The 19132-nt window shown below is 38.2% G+C and carries 17 protein-coding genes and 1 other annotated feature; of the genes, 1 reads left to right on the forward strand and 16 read right to left on the reverse strand.

All coding sequences use genetic code 11. The features are described from left to right. Window positions 1-27: 27 nt before the first annotated feature. The 15 genes from pilO to L1999_RS22555 all read right to left on the reverse strand — a co-directional run bounded on the left by pilO (window position 28) and on the right by L1999_RS22555 (window position 17210). Window positions 28-822, reverse strand: a complete 795-nt coding sequence (pilO, locus tag L1999_RS22485; protein ID WP_235740589.1) for a type 4a pilus biogenesis protein PilO — start codon at window positions 820-822, stop codon at window positions 28-30. Continuing rightward, entirely contained in the window at window positions 819-1658 is an 840-nt protein-coding gene (locus L1999_RS22490; RefSeq protein WP_235740590.1) for a PilN domain-containing protein, read from the reverse strand. The genes pilO and L1999_RS22490 overlap by 4 nt, the downstream gene beginning before the upstream one ends. Continuing rightward, complete coding sequence (pilM, locus tag L1999_RS22495) at window positions 1655-2653, reverse strand: type IV pilus biogenesis protein PilM (protein ID WP_235740591.1); 999 nt, start codon at window positions 2651-2653, stop codon at window positions 1655-1657. Before pilM ends, L1999_RS22490 begins: the two co-directional genes overlap by 4 nt. A 27-nt stretch (window positions 2654-2680) precedes the next feature. Then, window positions 2681-3424 (reverse strand): prepilin peptidase, encoded by a 744-nt coding sequence (locus tag L1999_RS22500; RefSeq protein ID WP_235740592.1) that lies wholly within the window; start codon window positions 3422-3424, stop codon window positions 2681-2683. Further along, window positions 3424-3903 (reverse strand): prepilin-type N-terminal cleavage/methylation domain-containing protein, encoded by a 480-nt coding sequence (locus tag L1999_RS29710; protein WP_275677205.1) that lies wholly within the window; start codon window positions 3901-3903, stop codon window positions 3424-3426. Before L1999_RS29710 ends, L1999_RS22500 begins: the two co-directional genes overlap by 1 nt. Before the next feature lie 154 nt (window positions 3904-4057). Then, entirely contained in the window at window positions 4058-5263 is a 1206-nt protein-coding gene (locus tag L1999_RS22510) for a type II secretion system F family protein (RefSeq protein WP_235740593.1), read from the reverse strand. Then, the gene (locus L1999_RS22515) at window positions 5256-6305 is read right to left on the reverse strand and encodes a type IV pilus twitching motility protein PilT (protein WP_235740594.1); all 1050 of its coding nucleotides are present in this window, start codon (window positions 6303-6305) and stop codon (window positions 5256-5258) included. Before L1999_RS22515 ends, L1999_RS22510 begins: the two co-directional genes overlap by 8 nt. A gap of 10 nt (window positions 6306-6315) precedes the next feature. Continuing rightward, entirely contained in the window at window positions 6316-8007 is a 1692-nt protein-coding gene (locus L1999_RS22520; RefSeq protein WP_235740595.1) for a GspE/PulE family protein, read from the reverse strand. Beyond that, entirely contained in the window at window positions 7991-9307 is a 1317-nt protein-coding gene (locus L1999_RS22525) for a G5 domain-containing protein (RefSeq protein ID WP_235740596.1), read from the reverse strand. Before L1999_RS22525 ends, L1999_RS22520 begins: the two co-directional genes overlap by 17 nt. Before the next feature lie 22 nt (window positions 9308-9329). Next, window positions 9330-10457: a hypothetical protein gene (locus L1999_RS22530; protein ID WP_235740597.1), complete on the reverse strand. Its 1128-nt coding sequence runs from the start codon at window positions 10455-10457 to the stop codon at window positions 9330-9332. 227 nt (window positions 10458-10684) lie between these two features. Further along, a complete protein-coding gene (locus tag L1999_RS22535; protein WP_235740598.1) occupies window positions 10685-12076 on the reverse strand; it encodes a PilX N-terminal domain-containing pilus assembly protein in 1392 nt (463 codons plus the stop codon). A gap of 8 nt (window positions 12077-12084) precedes the next feature. Then, window positions 12085-12552, reverse strand: a complete 468-nt coding sequence (locus tag L1999_RS22540; protein ID WP_235740599.1) for a prepilin-type N-terminal cleavage/methylation domain-containing protein — start codon at window positions 12550-12552, stop codon at window positions 12085-12087. Next, window positions 12537-13019 carry a prepilin-type N-terminal cleavage/methylation domain-containing protein gene (locus L1999_RS22545; RefSeq protein WP_235740600.1) on the reverse strand — a complete coding sequence of 161 codons (483 nt, stop codon included), beginning with the start codon at window positions 13017-13019 and terminating at the stop codon, window positions 12537-12539. The genes L1999_RS22540 and L1999_RS22545 overlap by 16 nt, the downstream gene beginning before the upstream one ends. Window positions 13020-13186: 167 nt before the next feature. Continuing rightward, a complete protein-coding gene (locus L1999_RS22550) occupies window positions 13187-14503 on the reverse strand; it encodes a bifunctional folylpolyglutamate synthase/dihydrofolate synthase (RefSeq protein ID WP_235740601.1) in 1317 nt (438 codons plus the stop codon). 64 nt (window positions 14504-14567) lie between these two features. After that, the gene (locus tag L1999_RS22555) at window positions 14568-17210 is read right to left on the reverse strand and encodes a valine--tRNA ligase (protein WP_235740602.1); all 2643 of its coding nucleotides are present in this window, start codon (window positions 17208-17210) and stop codon (window positions 14568-14570) included. A gap of 208 nt (window positions 17211-17418) precedes the next feature. Further along, window positions 17419-17651: a binding site (T-box leader), on the reverse strand. Between the two features lie 155 nt (window positions 17652-17806). Between L1999_RS22555 and L1999_RS22560 the strand changes: the two genes are divergently transcribed. After that, window positions 17807-18001 carry a hypothetical protein gene (locus tag L1999_RS22560; RefSeq protein ID WP_235740603.1) on the forward strand — a complete coding sequence of 65 codons (195 nt, stop codon included), beginning with the start codon at window positions 17807-17809 and terminating at the stop codon, window positions 17999-18001. Between the two features lie 17 nt (window positions 18002-18018). Here the strand turns inward: L1999_RS22560 and ysxE are convergent, their stop codons facing one another. Further along, complete coding sequence (gene ysxE, locus L1999_RS22565) at window positions 18019-19059, reverse strand: spore coat protein YsxE (protein ID WP_235740604.1); 1041 nt, start codon at window positions 19057-19059, stop codon at window positions 18019-18021. Window positions 19060-19132: the final 73 nt, after the last annotated feature.

The raw sequence follows: 19132 nt of genomic DNA on the forward strand, positions 1-19132 counted from the left end.
TTATTTGTTAGTTCGGCATGGTATTAACTATGGCTGTGTGGTTGCTGTTGCAGGATATTGACTTAATGGGTTTTCCTTTCCGGCCGGTGCTGGAGAGTCCATTTTTGGGAGATCTGCCTGCAAATCTGTCAGACTAGGCATATAAAAGGTCGAAACCGTAAGTGAATAGGTTAACGGCTGAGTCTCCGTTTCTAGGCTCGTAACCTCTTTTTCACCTGTATAATTAATCGCTTCAACAGACACAATCCTTGGAAGAGATTCAATTGTTTGAATGAATTTCTCCAAGTTCTGATAGGTTGATGACTCTACTGACAGCTGAACCGTTAATTTTTTTAACCCGCTGTAAGGAGTAGCAGCTTGTTGCTGGGTTCCTGATTGGTCCGTTGTTGTTGTACTGGTTGTACTCTGAGTAGTCGCGGTAGTCGCAGCGTCAGATTGATTGGTTGTTGTCGTTTGTGTAGTTGTTTGATCGGTGGCAACCGTAACAGCAACATCTTTAGAAAAACTCATCGTTTTTATCTTACTATTAGACACCGTTTCAGCCTTTTCTAAATCAAGAATAAACTGTTCTTGAAGAGGCTCTACAGGAACCCTTTTTTGGAGTTCTACTGTATTTTCCGGTTTAGATTTGTTCGTATCCGATTTTTTCTGGCTAACAACTTCTAATAGTTTTTGTTCAGATTTCAGTGCCTGCTCTTTGATGCTTAAGTCAGACTTTAAGGGACTAAGCGAAAAAAACTGAGAATAAACGAAGACAATGACAATTAAAACCGCTCCAGAACCGACAATAATCTTATCTATTTTTGAAAGGTTGAACTTCACGGAGCTGTCACCCCTTCCTCATCCCTCTTCTCCTTCGTTGACTCTTTTATCGCATCTTTATTAAACTTTATTTCAAATTGACCAACGTAACGAGGCAGAATATTTTGATCAGGTTTCGTTGTGGCAGCGGCAGTTCCACTGGCACCAACGCCTGTATTAGTCGAGTTTGTATTGTTTTGATTAATTGTAGTTCCAGCTGTATTGATTTGAGAAGTCTGCCCCACAGTAGTTGTAGCTTGGTTAGAGACAGTGCCCTGCGACGCTGTGTTAGTTGTACTAGCTGTCGTTTGTTCAGTTGCAGCACTTGTAGCTGTTTGTCCGGTTGACTGTGCTGAAGTGTTAGCAGCTGATTGTTCAGTTTCAGTTGCAGATAGTGAGTTAAGGCTTGCGTCTTCAATCCAATCAGATTCTTTTAAGCTTTCTAAAAAATAAGCAGCTTCACGCGTACTATCAAATTGCACACTAATTGTTACCGTTCCAGCCTCAGTATAGGCAAAAGATTGGATAAATCCACGTTCTGGCAATAATGAATTAAGGTGTCTCATTACTGGGATTGTTTGTATCGGATAATCAGTTGCCCAATCTACTGATGTTTTTAATAAACTAGCTGATGAAGCAACTTCAGTTGTTTGGGTACTTTTTTCTTCCTTTTCAGCTATTTTTTTAGTCATAGCAATTTGTTTATCTGCAGAATCCACTTCGCTTTTTATAGATTGAATTTGCCAAAAGTATAAACCGCTAATCAGGGCTAGTACCGCGACAATAGTGGATAAATAAATAATATTAAATTTCTTAGGCTCTTTTTGAGGAAGCAGGTTAATTTCTACTAGCATCATTGCACCTCTTTTAAAGCAAGACCTAAAGGTAGTAAAAGATTGGTCGGTATGCTTAGTTGTTTACTCTTCGGTTCGCTGTCAATCGTGATGAAATCAACAGGTATATCGTATCTTTCTTTCATTTCATCATAAATCGCCATCAACATCGGATGGTCGCCATTTAAGAGAAACTTTGAAACATCCTGCTTTTCATTATTATTGTGTGAATATCGGTAAAAATCTAATAACTTATTCACTTCTTTAAAGATTTCTTCAAACTGGATCACCAATTCTTCTGGGTCTCCGTTAAACTTACATACCATTAACCCTAGTGGACCTCGTGATATTTCCCATTGGTCGATATCATATGGCAAGGAGAACTGGCGCATCACTACCGGAACCGTTTCATCAAAGATACATAAATTAACACTTGTTAAATCAAACTGAACAGTGAATAAAATCTCATCAGCTATTGCCCTGTCTAATTTATGATATAAACGGTATAACGACAGCGGAGAAATATCTGCTGCAACAGGATTTAATTTTATCCGGTTTAGCATGTCTACATATTCCATAACGCTCTGTTCAGGGGCTGCAAATAATAATAAATCCTTTGTCTTGCCATTATCCGGAAGTGTGTAATAATCAAATACCGGTTCTTCAAAAGGTAAATGGATACTCGAGCCAAGCTCTAAATAGAGATATCCTTTTATTTCATCATCGCGAACATCTGCAGGTATAGTGACCTTTCGAATAATGACAAGTGGATCTGGAACAATAAAACGAATCGACCTTCGCTTAATCTTCCATTCATCAATACATTCCTCAAGGATGCTCGATAGTGAATCAAAATCAACAATTTTTCCATCCGTAATAATTCCGGGAGGTAAAAAACGCTCTAACCATCTTTGTGGTGTAGGCGGGTCCTCTTGTTTTAATTCCAAAAACCGAATGGAATGGTCATTTATTACCAGATTAATTATTCTGTTTTTGGTAGAAAAGAGGGAAAAAGCCATATTTATGAACCCCTTAGTAAAGTATCCTTAGTAAAGTATTTGAAAGTATAGGTTAATAAGTTTGGTACCCCAAAAATAGGCTGTCAATGATCCAGCCGCAATAAATGGACCGAATGGGATAGGCTGTCGTTTTTTCACAACTCTTAACAAGAGAGCTAAACCGCCGATTACAGCACCGAATAATGTTGATAAAAAGAATGATAATAGTACAAGTTTAAATCCTAACACGAAGCCGATTAGAGCATAAAGCTTTACATCACCAAAGCCCATTCCACCCTTACTGACAACAGCGATGATGAGGAGCAAAAGAAACCCTGTCACGGAACCTAGAATGCTATCCCACCAAGGGTAAAGCGGCCAAATAATTCGTTCCAATAAAAAAATCCCTGCAAACCAAACTAAAATTTTATCAGGGATGATCATATAATGGATATCGGACACGGTGATAATAATAAACATTGAGATAAACGTCAAGGCAACGACTAATTCTCCAGACCATCCAAACACGTATGGTGCTAGTGCAAATAAGATTCCGGTTAATAGTTCAAAAAAAGGATAGATAGGAGAAATCCGCGACTGACAGCCGCGGCATTTCCCTTTTTGGAACATATATGATAAAACCGGAATTAGTTCAAATGGTGTTAACTGATGCCCGCAATTTGGACATGCAGATCTTGGTGTGATGATTGATTTGTTAACCGGAACTCTTAAACCGATGACGTTAAAAAAGGAGCCCAGTACTACTCCATAGATAATAAATACTAAATTCATTAGTTAGTGTAATCTATCAATTCTTTTTCTGTTGCTACTCCGTCCTTAGTAGCACCTACACCCGCACCTGGTTTATCAACTAAATCTACAGATTTATGCCCAGATAGTGTATAAGTGTACTTTCCAGTAGCCGGAGTAAACGTAACATTAACTACAAAGCTATCATCTTTTACATGATCTAAGTAGTCTTTTAATGGAATATTAGTGCCAGTTCCAGCAGTAGCATCCAATGTACCAGACCCATCCATATTCAATGTTAGAGTAGTAGCATTAGAATGGTCAGCGACATACATTTTAGCTGCATTTATTATTTGCAATCCTTCCTGTACTGTTGCTTTATTATCTGACTTTTTAATTACATTCCCAATCGTCGGAATCGCAATAGCAGCAATAATCCCCAAAATAACAATTACTGCTAATAATTCAATTAACGTAAAACCTTTTTGTTCTTTCATTTTTGCTTTTAAAGCTTGTACCATCTTCCCACTCCTCATGGTTCTATGAACCTAGTATATTTTCTCTATGAGTATACAATAATTGACAAGAATGTAAAAGATGTTTTTTATCACTTTTTGTCACATTTTTTGAATAATTGTAATGTTTGATAAAAAATTGTAATAAATGTAGAATTTTTTAACTCATTTGGTCGTACATGGAGAACATTGGCATCATAATCGACATGACAATTACGCCTACAACTCCTGCTAAAAAAACAATCATGATCGGCTCAATTAACGACTTTAGACGATCTGTCCCTGCTTCTACTTCTTTTTCATAGAATTCCGCAATCTTCGACAGCATTGCATCTAGTGCCCCTGTTCCTTCACCAATGATGATCATTTGTGTCACAAGTGGTGGAAAAGCCCAGTGGGCAAGCATAGGCTCTGTCATTGATCTTCCTTTTTCGAGCGAATCACGAGATTCACGAATCACTTTAGAAATAACTTCATTTTCCACAACCTTTTCGACAATCGACATCGCTTGCAGGATCGGCACAGAACTAGAGAATAAAGTACTAAGCGTACGCATCATCCGGGCTAACTGTGCTTTTTGTACCATTCTCCCAAATATCGGCATCTTTAATGTTACCAAATCCAAGTAGTATTTAGCCTGCTTGTTTCTTTTCATGAACATAAAAGATAGGTAGATAGCTACAAAAAACAGACCTATTAACCACCAAAAGGCTTTCATAAATTCACTAGCCGTTAGAACAAATTTTGTAATAGCAGGAAGCTTGAGATTCATATCGCTAAACATCGTGACAAATTTAGGAACAACCCCAACCAGTAAAAAGACTACAGCCAAAATAGCAATAATTCCAATTACGGCTGGATACGTAAGCGCTGATTTAACTTTTTCCCTCGTATGGTGCTGCTTTTCAAAGTCCTCAGCTAACCGTTCGAGCGTTCCATCCATATTCCCACTGACTTCTCCGGCCTTTACCATGTTAACAAACATCGAATTAAAGATTTTCGGATGTTTAGAAACTGCGTCAGAAAAAGGATTTCCTTCACGAAGTTCCTGTTCGACATCTAGTAGAGCACGCTTAAGTCCTTTACTTTCTGTTTGAGCAGCAAGAACCGCGGTTGCCTCTACAATGGTTACGCCAGCCTTCAATAGGGTCGCAAATTGTCTGAGATAAATAACAAAATCCTGCATTTTGACGGGATTGCCAAACGATAATTCCATAGTCATTAATGTCTCAGGGACTTCCATCATTTCTACTACCCTAACGCCATCATCTTTCAGTTTTACCATCGCTTCACGACGGGAAGCTGCCGTAATCACGCCTTGCTTCTTGCCGCGTTTATCTCGTCCGGAATACTTAAATCTAGGCATCCATCATCATCTTTTCTTGGAGATATTTAGTTGCTGATTCTTTCTGAATCAAATTACGATCAAGCATGTCTCTAATACTCATCTCCAGCGTATGCATTCCTTGGGCGCGTGAAGTTTGCATCGTACTTTGAATTTGGTGAATCTTTTCACTTCTAATTAAGTTAGCGATCGCAGGATTATTCACTAATATCTCCGTTGCAGCTTTTCGTCCTTGTTTATCCACTGTGGGAAATAGACGCTGTGAAATAACCCCCACCAATACTGAAGCTAACTGGACACGTATTTGTGGCTGCTGTGCTGGTGGAAATACATCAATAATACGGTTAATGGTTGCCGGTGCACTTGAGGTATGAAGGGTACCAAAAACTAAGTGACCCGTTTCGGCTGCTGTGATTGCAATACCAATCGTCTCTAAGTCACGCATCTCCCCTACAAGAATAACATCGGGATCTTGACGAAGGGCTGCTCTTAGACCACTCGCATAGTTCTTAGTATCAAATCCCACCTCGCGCTGATCAATAATGGAATTTCCATGTTTATGAAGATACTCAATTGGATCTTCTAGGGTAATGATATGCTTCCTCATTGTGCGATTCATATAATCTACCATCGAGGCAAGTGTTGTCGACTTACCACTTCCTGTAGGCCCTGTCACAAGGATTAATCCTTGCGGCTTTTCAACAAGCTTTGGAATGATTTCCGGTAAATCCAAATCTTCAAGTGTCGGAGTTTTTGACGCAACTACCCTTAAAGCAAGAGAAACACTTTTACGTTGATGATAGGCATTGACACGAAACCGGGATACTCCAGGGATCCCATATGAGAAATCAAGTTCCCCTCGTTCTTTAAATTGTTCATATAAGTTTTCGGGGATAATTTGTTTGGCAATTGCCTCCGTGTCTGCTGGTAACAATATCTCTTTCCCATAGCGTTTAATATCTCCATTAATACGAAAAATGGGTTGTACTCCAACGGTTAAATGGATATCTGATGCTCTGAATTCCATTGCGGCCCGTAGAATGTTATCAATTCTTTCATTCATAGTCTCGCTCCTACTCTAGAATGGCAACACGTAAGACTTCTTCTGTTGTTGTCAAACCTTGTTTCACTTTTAATAGACCATCATCAATTAGAAAAATAGTCTTATTTTTAATTGCATGTTCTTTTAACTTTTGAAATGAGTTATCATTCATGATAATTCTTCGCATGTTATCGTCTAGAACCAGTACCTCATGGAGGGCAATTCTTCCCTTATAGCCTGTCATATTGCAGGAAGGACATCCTTTGCCTCTGACAATCTTGTCAATCTTCAAACCACGTCTTGCAAAGATTTCCTTTTCTCTAAGTGAAGGCTCTTGTGATTCTGCACAATCCCGGCACACCTTTCTGACAAGTCGTTGTGCGACAATCCCACTAACAGAGGAGGCAATCATAAACGGTTCTACACCCATATCATTGAGACGGGTTATGGTTCCTAGTGAATCATTTGTATGCAGAGTACTTAATACTAAATGCCCTGTTAAAGATGCACGAATTGCTATCTCTGCCGTCTCTTTATCTCGAATCTCTCCGACCATGATTATATTTGGATCCTGACGAAGGATTGAACGCAGACCTGCAGCAAAGGTCATCCCGACATTTGGATTTACTTGTATTTGATTAATTCCTTCCAATTGATATTCAACCGGGTCCTCAATTGTAATGATATTGACCTCTTCACTGTTTAATTTATTTAAAGCCGCATAAAGGGTGGAGGATTTCCCTGACCCCGTAGGGCCAGTAATCAGCACAATCCCTGTTGGCTGCTCAATTAATTGATTAAACCTCTTAAAATTTAGGGCATTAAAGCCTATTTTATTTAAATCATTTAAGGCTGCTCCCATGTCCAATAATCGCATAACTATTTTTTCGCCATAGACAGTTGGCAGGGTAGAGACACGGAGATCAATGGGATAAAAATCGAGGTGCAATTTGATTCGTCCGTCTTGTGGAATCCGATGCTCGGTAATATCCAAATTAGACATTATTTTGATTCTTGCTGTTAAAACGCTTTGCATATGACGGGGTAAAGTACGCTCCACCCTAAGCACACCATCAACACGATAGCGAATGACGATTTTTGTTTCTTGTGGGTCTATATGAATATCACTGGCCTTTTGAATAACGGCATTGGTAAGAAGCTGATTAACAAGGCGCACAATCGGTGAATCCTGGTTTGTAACGTCTTCCTCCCTGCCCCTATCATTCGAAGTCAAGTCATCAAAAAGCTCCTCAAACCCATCATCATCTTCATAATACTTATTGATCGTTCGGAGGATATCCTCCTTTGTCGCAATCCCCGCTTCAATTTGGAAGCCAGTAGAAAGGCGTAAATCATCGATGATGATAAAGTCCATTGGATCGACCATTGCCACAAACAGCTTATTTCCCTCTTTTTTAAGCGGTACAATCAAATTCCTTTTCGCAATATCCTTTGAAATTAAGGAAAATAAGCTTGTATCAAATGGAAATTGTACTAGATTCACATGGGGGATACCCAGCTGATTCTCTAATACCTCTGCCAATTGCTGGTCTGTTATATATCCTTTTTGGAGCAAGGCTTCACCAAGCTTTTGGCTGGACCCTTTTTCTTCTATGGTAGCAGCAAGCTGCTCTTGTGTAACAAGACCTTGTTCAATTAATAATTCACCTAATCGTTTTCTTGTTTGCTTTCTATTGTTATCAACTTTATTTTGGTTGTTCATTCGGCTTCCCCCAAAGGTCATCAACATTGGAATCTTGTTGTGTCGTACCAGATGTTGAAGTAGTTTGACTTCCATCAGGACTAGTTTCAGTTGAAGGAGTAGTTGTTGTTGTTGTTTGATTTACGGTTGTCGCTGTTCCCTGTGTTGTACCCGTTAGGGCATGAATCTCCACTCGATAGGAAGGAGAATAATAATCTTCAGAAATAAATTCTGTCTTTAAAAGCTGTTCTCCTTGATAGATATCACGGTAAATTTTTACGTATCTGCCATCGTTACCTGCCGATTTGACGATTGTATTCCCTGATTTTAATTGTGGGCTATATTGAACAATTGTTTTCGGTTTTATTAACTGTTCGTCTTTCTTATTGATTTTATAGGAATAAAGGAGCTTTTCACCCTTTAAACTCACAGTTAATTGATTATTTTTTAAACCAAGCACAAGAGTATAGCTTGTTTTATTTGGATTGGTGATAATGAAGTCCATGTTATTCTCAGGACTCACGCGAGCTTCCATTCCCAATCCTGCATAGTAGGGAAGTGTAGTGCTAATATTTCGATCCACGATAGTGAAATTTGTTGGTAATACCGCTTGATAAATCCCTGTTCCAAGCAAACTTAGTATGTTGGCATTGGTAATCTTCAAAATCTTGGCATAGTCAAGAACGGAAAATGTTTCTCCCTCTGCAATTTTAATCTCTGGGTTTTTTTCGATGAATTCAGGAAGTTCAATAGGTATATCGTTTAATTTAAGAACAGCCTCATTGATAACAAAATCCTTTTTAACTGCGTTTGCCAGCATGTAATCATTTGTTAAGTTAAAGATTTGTTGACTTTTTTGAAGTGTAGAGGCATTTGATTCTAAACTTGATTTCAGTTTTGTAAAATCAACATCCTTACTAGTAAGCTCTGGGAACAGAATACTAACTTGGTCCTCTAGCTGTGTTAAATCAATCGTTACGTAGACAGGATTGGCCTGTCCATCCTTAATGGAATTAATTGTTGTTACCTTGTCGAGGTTGAAAAGATGCAAATCAAACGGAACTGTCTTTTCACTATATTGAAAGGTAAATTTAGCCTTTTTCAGCCAATCTAGGTATTGTTTTTCAAGTAAACTGGCTGCTTCTACAGCTGTTTTTCCCGAAATATCTATCTGACCAATTTGGGTTCCATCGGAATATTTCCCATCAAGAGTAGACAATTTTTCGTAGGCTTTTGCTCCAAAGTGAGAGGTACTAAAGATAAATGCTGTACTAAGGACTAGTACGATAAATAATTTTATAAACTGAGTGTTTTTCTTCATATCCCTGCCCCAATCTATCAAACTACTTTTGTAATTTGAATTCCCTCTCCGGATCGCTTTCCTTTTTGCTTTCTGCATTTTTTGCTGCAGCAGCTTCCTCAATTGCAAGGAAAAGTTCGTTAAGTGAATTATTATCCTCTTCACTAATAACCGAGTCCGTAACTTTGTTTTCCGTTTCAAAAACATTGATATCCTGAAGGTGGCTCTCATCATTAGAATCAGTCACTTCCAACTCTTCAAATAGCAAACCTTCTATATCTGATAAATAGCCTTCCCCCGTTTCCTCTACGATATCTTCATCTTTGTTATCAGGTTCAATCGTATCATCAAGAAATAACAAATCGTCATTGTCTATTTCCTTATTTCCTATCTCTACTTCATTTTGGGATTGTTCGGGAAATGGCATTATCTGAGTTTCTTCTAAATGTAATATAGGTAATACTTCTGATTCTTGTTCGTCTTGATTAAGCAATTCCATTTCTAAATGCTTTTCAGTGCTTTGATTAAAAACATCATATTCAAGGTCTTCCATAACCTGAAGGCGGCCCTCATAATTAGAATTAGTCAGTTCCAACTCTTCAAATAGCAAACTTTCTATATCTGATAGATAGCCTTCTCCAGTTTCATTTTCCTTTACTATATCTTCATCCCTGTCATCAGGTTCAATCGTATCATCAAGAAATAATAGATCGTCATTGTCTATTTCCTTATTTTCCACTTCATTTTGGGATTCTTCGGAGAATGGCATCATCTGAGTTTCTTCTAAATGTAATGTAGGTAATACTTCTGGTTCTGGTTCGGCTTCTAGGTCAAGCAATTCCATTTCTAAATGCTTTTCAGTGCTTTGATTAAACACATCATATTCAAAGTTTTCCTCTACTTGTAATTCAAGTAAATCGGATTCTGAAATATATATTAACGACCCAAACCGAGTATCCATTATATAAGCTGAAATCAATACTAGTAATAGTATTATTAACCCTGTCTGCCATAACGGGATTGAAGTATCAACAACTAGTCCTGCAAGGGCCAACACAAAACCAATCAAAGCAACAGAAAGCTTTCCTTTGAAGGTAAGACCAATCGGTATGAAATTTAAAACTAATAGTAACAGTAAACCTGAACCAATGGCCCATATAAACGACTGCATTTTGACACTTCCCTTCTCCAACTAGACTATTATCCTATAAAAAAATAAATTATAGGAACTTTTTTATACAAAATTAGACAAAATCTGCCTACTAAATATTGTATTATATTTTTTTATAGTAAGAAAGAATCTTGATAATTTTTTTACAAGAAAAAAACCCAATCCTTGCTAAGGATGAAAGTTAGAATACCTAAAAGCAAGGATCGAGTATAAAAAATAATGCTTCATTAATTACTCTCTCTAGTTGGTTCGGTAGTTATACTGTCTTTAACAGGCGAAAGTCCGGTCCCATTATCAACAAAGAGAGGGGAATTATCATAATTTATTTGAACAAATTTAAATATAAAGTTATCATCATTACCACTAGAAGTTAGTGATCGGGCTATGATCGAACCTGAAAAGGAAGTATTTATTGAAACACTTGCATTAGGGGCATAAATCATTTTTGGTACGGTATTATCATTACTCAAATAACTAACGCCAATAGTAGTACCAGTATTAATACCTGCATCAATAATATGCCCAAGCACACCTTTCCCCTTTGCAGGGTCAATCACTATTATCTCGTTTAACGGATTTTTTGCGTAAATGGACCCATAGATTTTTCCATTTATTTTTGTCGGAGTTCCTTCTAGAAATACATAGATTTTCTCTATATTAGAATCTGTCCCTAAAATATTTCCCTCAGTGCCAATAATACTGCCTGACCCCATATCAAGATTTTTCAGATAAAATGAGAGCTTGCCAGTACCGACTACTTTAATTTTTCCGTAAACATTTAAATTGTTTAACACTAAATTTTTATTATAATTTCCAACATCAATTGTTAACGTTTGCCCACTATTGACTGTTAGGGTATTAAAAGCCATATCTGTGTTCATTGTTAATGTTTGGGTTGTTGATGTAAATGAATAATTATTTGAAGTTGTTATTGAGAAAGCAGGGAACTCGGGTATATTTAATGGAGTGCTCACATTTGTATATATATTTCCTGTTACTATTGCTTTACTACCATTTAGTGTTACCTCACTCATAGTTGCTGATGTTCCCACCGATCCATCTACTGGTACGTTTTTTAATACTAAACTATCTTTTACAAACAATACAGTATCTGCCGGTATTGTTACACTTGTCCGCGGTTTCCATGATAAATGGAATATTTTCACTACTTTTCTTGTCCGATTATTAATTTTTCCAAGTGAAGTAATTTTGTAATCATAACTGTAAGATATTGATGTACTGCTGGGAATCTGTTCAATTGTTGTCGATGCAACAGGCTTGTTCCCAGAAGTTGTGTCAAAACCCGTATAATCTTTTACCACTCCTAGCTCCATTGCATTATTCATTCTTGTAAAAAAGTCGGAACTAGTTACTGCGAGGCTATAAGATTCTTTAAGCTTTGATTCTATTATATTCATTCGATAAGTAATTCCCGACTCAGCAACATAATAGGCAGATTGAGTATCCCGGTCACCGCTGCTCATCTTTACATTGGTTGAAGCAAGACCAAGAAGACTAATACCCAAAATAGAAATGACAACTAGAACCATAAGAACAACAATGAGAGCTACACCTTTCTCATTATTTAATGAATTAATATGAGAAAAAAGTTTTTTCATCTTTTCACCTATTTCCTAATATAAATAGTGCTTGTTAGTGTTGTTTGTGGAAGATTATTAGAGGGGATATTGGCAATAGTTATGGTATACATGTCGTCTTTAATTTTTTTTAAGGTAAAGGTTTGAATATTATTGATTAAAGGATCAGCATTTTTCATAATATTTTTATTCGCCAGCTTATAAACATCGACCCCATTAATCTTTAATTGGTCATTCGTAATATCTGAATCATCAATATTCACAAAGCTTACAGTTGAAGCTTTTCGAATCTCACGAGTAATAATATTCATTGCCAGCCTTACATTTGATTGGTTATTGATTTCAGCAGTTTGGCTGCTTGACTGCTTAATCCCAAGCATATGAACGGAGCCTGCTAATAGTAAAATGATTGATAAGAGAGAGAGTGCGGCTAAAAGTTCAATGAGAGTTACACCTTTTTCGTTGTTTTGCATATTTAAGCCTACACTTTTTTCCATGATAGCAGCATCTCCATTTGAGCTTCTATTTTTGCCGTTGTCTTATTCTTTTTAACCCTTACGATTACATTTACTAACCTGTTTCCAGTCGTAGTGTTTACTTTAGTAATGGGTGGGGGAGAAGTTAATTCAATATAAACATAATATCCAGGTACAGTTGTTTCAAAGCTCTTACAAATAGTCTGACAATCAGGGTTTACGATAAGAGTGTATTTAGGATTACCATCAGATTTGGTTAGTTTGTTTAATTCTATAGGAAAGGTCGTCGTTAAATCTGTGGATTGAGCAACTGTACCATTTAACTCTTCCATCGCAGATTCAGCAACATAAGTGGCACTCATAATCTTTTTGGAAATCGTATTAGATTGGGACGATTGAACTATCATAGTTAACATTGACACTATAATTATAGAAAGAATAACGATTGAGGCAAGTATTTCAATTAGAGTCATTCCTTTTTCATTCATAGCTAACGTCCTTTATTCTAGTATATTGATACTATCAATCTTGAAAAAATTGTAATTTTTTGCATGTTTTTGAAGATTAATATCATTTTCAGTTTAACAGCAAGATATTTACTTTTCAATAGATTGTAAAAATAGGTGACCAATTTATCGGTCACCTTTTTTTTACATCATATAGCATTGTGAGTTTTTAAAGATTTTATAATGAATGGTTTGGCCTCTGAAATAAAATAGAGTGAACCAGTAACAACTAACATCTCATTTTTATGCTGATTTTTTACTTTATCCAAGAGATGGGGCTGCCAATCATCCACTGCCTGTTTGCTAGTTGAACGGCTGATTTGGTGTAATTCCTCGGCCTTCGCTGCCCGAGGAAAATCAAAGCTGACAAACGAAATTTGATCTGCAATCCCATCTAGCATTCCAATCATCTCATCCAATTTCTTATCCCTTAACGCAGCAAATACAATGTGAATGTTTCGGTCTTTGTATCTGCTAGATAGTTCATGGACTAAAGCCGTAATTCCTTCTTGATTATGCGCTCCATCAATAATAACCAATGGATTTTCTGACAGAACTTCGAATCTTCCTGGCCAGTAAGCTTCTATTAACCCTTTTCGAATAGATTGTTCCGTTACTTTAAAACCTGCTTGTTTTAAATAGTCTGCCGCAAGAACAGCTAATGCCGCATTTTCCGTTTGATGCTGGCCGATCATACTGATTTCAAGTTCTTCATAAGATAGCGATTTTGATTTTAGGGCAAAAACTTCTCCCTTAGCAATCGATTCATGTCCAGAAATCTGAAATTCTTGATTTAATCGATAGATTGGAGCAGACCTCTTTTCTGCCATTTCCTCAATCACCTTTAACGCACCTGGATGTTTAACCGCTGTAAAAATGGGAGTATTCTCCTTAATAATCCCTGCTTTTTCAAAGGCAATTTCTTCATAAGTGTTACCGAGGATAGCTGTATGGTCTAATCCAATGTTTGTAATAATCGACGCTAACGGCTGGATGATATTGGTTGAATCGAACCGTCCGCCTAACCCCACTTCAAAAATAACGATGTCGATATTACTTGTATTGGCAAAATAATAAAAGGCCATCGCCGTAATCACTTCGAACTCAGTGGGACCACCTAATTCCGTATCTTCCAATTCATCTGCGAGCGGCTTAATGACATTGGTCAGCTCTAATATTTCCACATCACTAATTGGCTTTCCATTCACACTAATTCGTTCATTAAATTGTTCAATGTATGGCGAAGTAAAGGTACCAACTGTGTATCCTCCGGCTTGGAGAATCGATCGTAAAAAAGTAACGGTAGATCCCTTTCCATTCGTACCGCCCACATGAACTGCTTTGATTTTCTTTTCGGGAGATCCAAGCTTGTCCATCATCCATTCCATCCGTGTTAAACCAGGTTTAATTCCCAGTCTCAGTCTCCCATGGATCCAGTCGAGGGCTTCTTGATAAGTAGTAAACAATTTTGATACACCCCTTTTATGTAAGCGAGACGAACCCAGAATTGAATTCGTCTCGCACAACTTGTTATCCTCTTAATTCTTTAATACGAGCTTCAACAATGTCTCTCTTCTCCAAATAATCCTTCTCTTTGGCACGTTCCTCGGCCACAACACTCTCAGGTGCTTTTTTCATAAAGCCTTCGTTGCTTAATTTCTTCTGAACACGATCGACTTCTTTATTTAAGCGGTCTAATTCTTTATTTAGACGAGCAATTTCTTCGTCAATGTTAATTAAACCTTCAAGCGGCAGGATGATTTCTAAACCAGTCACAACAGCCGTCATCGCTTTTTCAGGTACTTCGATGTCTACACCCATTTGCAATTCTTCTGGATTACAGAAACGCTCAATGTAGCTGCGGTTGCTTTCCACTGCTTTTAGAACAGATTCATCTTTTGCTTTCACGAGCATTTTAATCTTTTTACTTAATGGCGTATTTACCTCAGCACGAATATTACGTACAGAACGAATCATTTCAACAAGCAGTTTCATTTCTTGCGCCGCTTGATCATCCGTTAGCTCAGGTTTAACAACTGGCCATGCTGCCGTTGTGATCGATTCACCAGCATGCGGTAGGTTTTGCCAAATTTCTTCGGTGATAAATGGCATGAATGGATGCAACAAACGCATGGTGTTATCTAGGACATAAGCAAGAATCGAACGGGTTGTTTTCTTAGCTGCTTCATCTTCGCCATATAATGGAAGCTTCGCCATTTCGATATACCAATCACAGAAGTCATCCCAGATAAAGTTATATAAAGCACGGCCGACTTCACCGAACTCATAACGTTCAGATAGTCTTGTCACATGCTCAATGGTTTCATTTAAGCGTGTTAAAATCCACTTATCGGCAACTGACTTTTCACCGCTGAAATCAATTTCCTCATATGTTAGGCCATCCATGTTCATTAACGCAAAACGGGAGGCATTCCAAATTTTATTCGCAAAGTTCCAAGTCGATTCAACCTTTTCAAAGCTAAAACGTAAATCCTGACCTGGTGAACTTCCAGTAGATAAGAAGTAACGTAAGGCATCGGCACCATATTTTTCGATAACATCCATTGGATCAACACCGTTACCAAGTGACTTACTCATCTTACGTCCTTGCTCGTCACGAACGAGACCATGAATAAGTACGTCGTTAAATGGACGGTCACCAGTGAACTCGATGCTTTGGAAAATCATTCGGGATACCCAGAAGAAGATGATGTCGTACCCAGTTACTAGAGCAGCCGTTGGAAAATAACGCTTATAATCTGCCGCTTCAGTATTTGGCCAGCCCATTGTCGAGAACGGCCATAATGCAGAGCTGAACCAAGTATCCAATACGTCTTTATCCTGTTCCCAGTTTTCAGCGTCTGCAGGTGCTTCCGTTCCTACGTAAACTTCACCTGTTTCCTTATGGTACCATGCAGGAATACGATGGCCCCACCACAGCTGTCTAGAAATACACCAGTCCCGGATATTTTCCATCCATCGAAGGTATGTTTTTTCAAAACGGTCTGGAACGAAGTTTACTTTGTTTTCCTTTTCCTGGAGAGCAATGGCTTCGTTTGCGAGTGGCTGCATTTTTACGAACCATTGGGTTGAAAGATATGGTTCAACAACCGCGCCGCTTCGCTCAGAGTGACCAACGGAATGCATATGCTCCTCGATTTTGAAAAGAACGCCTTGTTCTTGTAAGTCTTTAACAATTTGTTTACGGCATTCGAAACGGTCTAGTCCTTGATATTTGCCTGCTTTTTCATTCATCGAGCCATCTTCATTCATAACAAGAATACGCTCTAAGTTATGGCGGTTACCAAGTTCAAAGTCATTTGGATCGTGCGCAGGTGTGATTTTTACGGCCCCTGAACCGAATTCCATATCGACATAATCATCCGCAACAATCGGAATTTCACGGCCAACGATTGGGAGGACAACTGTTTTGCCAATTAAATGCTTGTAACGTTCATCTTCTGGATGTACGGCAACAGCGGTATCACCAAGCATCGTCTCTGGACGGGTAGTGGCGACTTCAATTTGGCCGGAACCATCTGCAAGCGGATAGTTCATATGATAGAAGGCACCTTGGATATCCTTATAAATGACTTCGATATCAGATAATGCTGTTTTCGTGGATGGATCCCAGTTAATGATGTACTCACCACGGTAGATTAAATCTTTCTTATAAAGAGTTACAAACACTTCTTTAACCGCATCAGATAAGCCCTCATCAAGCGTGAAACGCTCACGGCTGTAATCAAGACCTAAGCCTAACTTCGCCCACTGCTGGCGGATATGAGATGCATATTCTTCTTTCCACTTCCATGTTTCTTCGACGAATTTTTCTCGGCCTAAATCATAGCGGCTTTTTCCTTCGTTACGAAGTTTTTCTTCTACTTTTGCTTGGGTCGCAATTCCTGCATGGTCCATACCAGGCAGCCAGAGAACATCATATCCCTGCATCCGCTTCATTCTTGTCAAAATATCTTGTAATGTCGTATCCCATGCATGACCTAAATGAAGTTTTCCGGTAACGTTTGGCGGGGGGATCACGATGGTATATGGCTGTTTGCCTTCATCGTTTTTTGCCTCAAAAAACTTTCCGTTCAGCCACCAGTCATAGCGACCTTTTTCAATCGTTTGCGGGTCGTACTTAGTAGGCATTGATAATTCTTTTGTTTCCATTTTAGTTCCTCCTTCAAAAAATAAACTAATAAAACAACTGTCCCTAAATATTACAAAGGTGCACTAATTCAATGCAAGGCGGTGTGAGCAGAGCTATACGAGCACTCTTTTAAATAAAGGTCGTATATGTTGCTTAGATTAGTTAAACTTGCATAACTACTGCGGCGCTCCGCCCCTTTTCAAACACATCAAAAAACCCCATTCGTCATAAAAGGACGAATGGAGTTTGCTTCGCGGTACCACCTTTTTTCCAATCAAAAAACACGATTGGCTCTTAACTTAGATAACGGATTTTATCCGTCTTCCACTAGTAGGATTGCTCCGTTCGCAGAAGAAGCTCATGGGTGACTTTCCAATGTTCCGCTTAGAAAATCTTTCAGCTAATGATTTCCCTCTCTTAAAGCCGGAGTGCATTGTACTCTTCCCTGTCGTAGCTTTCATTTTAAATTATATTGTTATACTACCCAAAAAAGGGGAGTGACGTCAACAGGATGAACAATTTTTTTATATTTTATACGTTATGTAATTATAAGAGAACTTATCTAGGCTTTTGGAATATATATAAATAAAAATTTATTATTAGGGGGATTCGGTCCGTGAAACGTAACAATTTCCACAAATACAAATACCGTCCCTGGTTTATTACTTCGCGCAGAATTGCCGGACAATTCATTGTTCCCTTTACCATCTTTCAGTTTATCCGCACTTTGTTTTTGCCAACCATCCTAGATGTTTTGCTGTTAATCATTTTTCTTGCGATTGCTGTTTCCATCTATTTTGACATCATTTAAGGAGCCCATCAGGCAGATTAAGACTGCTGCTGGGCTCCTTCTTTTGCTTGTTTTCGTTGATTTTCGATTTCCGTCATCCGCATCACAACATACTCGGAATTTTTTAAATGCCAGTATTGCTCCTGCAGCTTACGGACAAATTTTATTTCATTTTTCCGGCCCTCTTTTTTATAATACCGATCGACCACTTGCATAATCGGCACGGGCAAGGCTAAATAGCTGTTAAATAATAATTTCTCATCCTCTTTATAAGGGAAATATTTAAAGTAATGATACACCCAATCGATCGCGGTATCACTCCGCTTCGGTCTAGTATTTAACGCCCTTGATAAATAGGGGAGAAGATCATGGATCGGAGACCCGTAACGGGCATTTTCAAAATTGATAAAATAGCCGTAGCCGCGGTCATCATAAAGAAAATGTTCGGAAGATAATTTCCCATGGGTAATGACCATGCGCGCTTTCTCGGTGTCCTTCGTATTCTCATACCATTCCTCGAATTTGCCTTTTGAAAACCGAAGTGCCTGACTGATTTCGTTATAGTATAAGCAATACAACAATTGGAACGGTGACATATAAGTCTTCTTTTCACATTCATCAATAAAACCGTCGAGAAATTCCTGATGCTTTTCCAGCTGCTGAATTGTGGTTTCATAATGCTCCGTCCGCTCCTCTTTACTAACGGTCACTTCCTTAGCAGACAGAGTATGAAGTCTAGCTAACTCGCGGAATAGCTCAAGATTTATTTGGTCACGGTTTTCTTTTTGATGATTGGGCATCCAAGGCATTAAATAATAAAGATTATTCTCATGTAAAACGGCATATCTGCCGTCCATTGTCGGGTAGATGGGGACAATACGGTTAAAGCCTTTTTGGTATAGCAGGTGAACATGACGGATGAAATCTGTACCGGTTGTAGGTGGGATTTTTTTTAACGCAAAGGTGCCTTTATTGGAATAAACCTTTTGAACAATCCCGAAGTCTTCTACAAAATAAGGCTCGATAAGGTAATGATTTAATATTGGTGCTGCTGATTCTAATCGATTTGTATCGCTCATGGGATGTCATCTCTCTTTCAAAGAAAGGCGAAGATTCGTTAAGTTCTTTTAAAAATAAGCTGAGCAGGTTAAA

It is taken from the genome of Neobacillus drentensis, assembly GCF_021560175.1.
GTDB classification, from domain to species: Bacteria; Bacillota; Bacilli; order Bacillales; family Cytobacillaceae; genus Neobacillus; species Neobacillus drentensis_A.

What these genes read in the sequence shown, in the direction of transcription:
- L1999_RS22500 (WP_235740592.1), bottom strand. Translation starts at nt 3,424, where the DNA reads ATGAATTTAGTATTTATTATCTATGGAGTAGTACTGGGCTCCTTTTTT.
- L1999_RS22515 (WP_235740594.1), bottom strand. Translation starts at nt 6,305, where the DNA reads ATGAATGAAAGAATTGATAACATTCTACGGGCCGCAATGGAATTCAGA.
- pilM (WP_235740591.1), bottom strand. Translation starts at nt 2,653, where the DNA reads ATGGCTTTTTCCCTCTTTTCTACCAAAAACAGAATAATTAATCTGGTA.
- L1999_RS22535 (WP_235740598.1), bottom strand. Translation starts at nt 12,076, where the DNA reads ATGAAAAAACTTTTTTCTCATATTAATTCATTAAATAATGAGAAAGGT.
- L1999_RS22530 (WP_235740597.1), bottom strand. Translation starts at nt 10,457, where the DNA reads ATGCAGTCGTTTATATGGGCCATTGGTTCAGGTTTACTGTTACTATTA.
- L1999_RS22510 (WP_235740593.1), bottom strand. Translation starts at nt 5,263, where the DNA reads ATGCCTAGATTTAAGTATTCCGGACGAGATAAACGCGGCAAGAAGCAA.
- L1999_RS22555 (WP_235740602.1), bottom strand. Translation starts at nt 17,210, where the DNA reads ATGGAAACAAAAGAATTATCAATGCCTACTAAGTACGACCCGCAAACG.
- L1999_RS22490 (WP_235740590.1), bottom strand. Translation starts at nt 1,658, where the DNA reads ATGATGCTAGTAGAAATTAACCTGCTTCCTCAAAAAGAGCCTAAGAAA.
- L1999_RS22545 (WP_235740600.1), bottom strand. Translation starts at nt 13,019, where the DNA reads ATGAATGAAAAAGGAATGACTCTAATTGAAATACTTGCCTCAATCGTT.
- L1999_RS29710 (WP_275677205.1), bottom strand. Translation starts at nt 3,903, where the DNA reads ATGGTACAAGCTTTAAAAGCAAAAATGAAAGAACAAAAAGGTTTTACG.
- L1999_RS22520 (WP_235740595.1), bottom strand. Translation starts at nt 8,007, where the DNA reads ATGAACAACCAAAATAAAGTTGATAACAATAGAAAGCAAACAAGAAAA.
- L1999_RS22540 (WP_235740599.1), bottom strand. Translation starts at nt 12,552, where the DNA reads ATGGAAAAAAGTGTAGGCTTAAATATGCAAAACAACGAAAAAGGTGTA.
- ysxE (WP_235740604.1), bottom strand. Translation starts at nt 19,059, where the DNA reads ATGAGCGATACAAATCGATTAGAATCAGCAGCACCAATATTAAATCAT.
- L1999_RS22525 (WP_235740596.1), bottom strand. Translation starts at nt 9,307, where the DNA reads ATGAAGAAAAACACTCAGTTTATAAAATTATTTATCGTACTAGTCCTT.